The organism is uncultured Legionella sp., from assembly GCF_937871865.1.
Lineage (GTDB): Bacteria > Pseudomonadota > Gammaproteobacteria > Legionellales > Legionellaceae > Legionella.
Genome location: NZ_CALMPD010000063.1, coordinates 1 through 2,009 on the forward strand (window position 1 = coordinate 1; position 2,009 = coordinate 2,009).

Below are 2,009 nucleotides of genomic sequence, written 5' to 3' on the forward strand. Positions count from 1 at the left end.
TTGCACGATGTCTCATGAAACCAGCGGCTTTACTCTTACTTGATGAGCCAACGAACCACCTGGATATGGAGGCTATCTTCTGGTTGGAACGTTTCTTAAAACAAAGTCCCAGTACGATTATTTTAATATCTCATGATAGAGAATTTCTTGATGCCTTTGTAACCCACATCTTGCATATTGAACATCAAACACTGAGTTTATATACCGGAGACTACAGTTGCTTTGAGAGGACTCATGCCGAACAGTTGGCCTTGCAACAAATAATGCATGAGCGGCAACAAACTAAAATAAATCATATGATGTCCTTCGTGAATCGCTTTAAAGCTAAAGCAACGAAAGCCAAGCAGGCACAAAGCCGACTCAAAGCAATAGAAAAAATGGAAATTATTGCTGCAGCCCAGGCGGACTCTCCATTTTCTTTTGATTTTTTTCCTTGCCCCAGAGCAGGAAATCCATTACTCCAGTGTAATCTTGTCGATGCAGGTTATCAAGTTGACCATCCAATATTAAAAAAGATCAATTTGTCTCTTAGCCCCGGTGATAGAATTGCTCTATTAGGACCTAATGGTGAAGGTAAATCCACTTTAATTAAAAGCTTAACTGGAGCTCTACCAACCCTAAGTGGAATTATTCATCGCTCCGTTAATTTAAAAATTGGTTATTATGCGCAACATCAATTAGAACAATTGGATTGTAAATTAAGTCCGGTAGAAACCATTCAAGCCCTTTCTCCCGACGTAAGAGAGCAAGCTATCCGTGATTTTCTTGGTGGCTTTAATTTTATTGGAGACATGGCAGTTCAGGCAATTCATCATTTCTCCGGTGGAGAAAAAGCGCGGCTTGCTTTAGCTAAACTGGTATGGCAAAAACCTAATCTGCTGTTACTTGATGAGCCAACCAACCATCTGGATTTAGGCATGCGTTCAGCAATTGAACTTGCGCTCCAAAGTTATGAAGGGGTATTAATCCTCATTTCACATGACCGGCATATGCTGAAAACCAGTGTAGATGATTTCTACTTGGTATACCAACAAAGAGTACAGCCGTTTGATGGTGATTTGGATGATTATTATACCTGGCTTCAAAACAAAGATTCGGCTAAAGCAACAACTACCGCTACGACTGCAGCATCAAATGATTACAAAGAAAAAAAGGTATATCAAAACCGATTAAAAAAACTGGAGCAGCTCATTGAACATTATCAGAGTATGCTACAAAAATTAGATCATCAACTTGCAGAACCCGCTTTGTATGAAGACAGCAAGCAACAAAAGAAATTAGAGAAGTTATTACAGGAACGCTCGGACGCTCATAACTCATTACAAAAGACGGAAGAAGAGTGGATGGAAGTATGTGCTATTTTAGAAGACTTCGTATAAAAAGGGTTGTTCATTAGGGCAACTGCGTTATATAAAACGCAGATGCTATTGATACTATTAATAAAAAATATCACCTCATACTTACTTTATTCAGAAAGAGAGAACAGTTGGCTTTAATTTATGGATATCACAAAGGTAAAGTTAATCCTTTAACGTGACAATTATTTTCTGGCACGCAGCTGTTCTAATAATGACTTGGCAGCTAACTGTTCGGCTTTTCTTCTATTTGGACCATTGCCATAAGAAATATGAGTGATTCCTTCGACGGAACAAGATATATAAAATATTTGGTCGTGCTCATCACCCTCTATTTTAGTTAAAGTATATTCTGGAAGCGCATATTTCTCTGCCTGGAGGTATTCCTGTAGTTGAGTTTTAGCATCTTTAAGGCAATCATTTAAATTCGGATCATCAAGACGTGAACGATACAGGTTTAAAATAACTTCCTGCGCGGCAACGATACCACCATCCAGAAAAATAGCAGCAAACACTGCTTCCAGAGCATCAGCTAAAATTGAAGCGCGACGAAAACCACCGCTTTTCAACTCGCCCTGCCCTAAATAAAGAAAATCACCGAGCGATAATTCCTTGGCAATTTCCGCCAGCATTTCACCTTTTACTAAATAAGAA

The 2,009-nt window shown here is 38.9% G+C and carries 2 protein-coding genes; one reads left to right on the forward strand and one right to left on the reverse strand.

The features are described from left to right. A partial coding sequence (locus tag Q0495_RS03650; protein ID WP_298623218.1) for an ABC-F family ATP-binding cassette domain-containing protein occupies positions 1-1,379 on the forward strand: 1,379 nt, incomplete at its 5' end. A gap of 161 nt (positions 1,380-1,540) precedes the next feature. Here the strand turns inward: Q0495_RS03650 and Q0495_RS03655 are convergent. After that, a partial coding sequence (locus Q0495_RS03655) for a putative dsRNA-binding protein (protein WP_298623220.1) occupies positions 1,541-2,009 on the reverse strand: 469 nt, incomplete at its 5' end.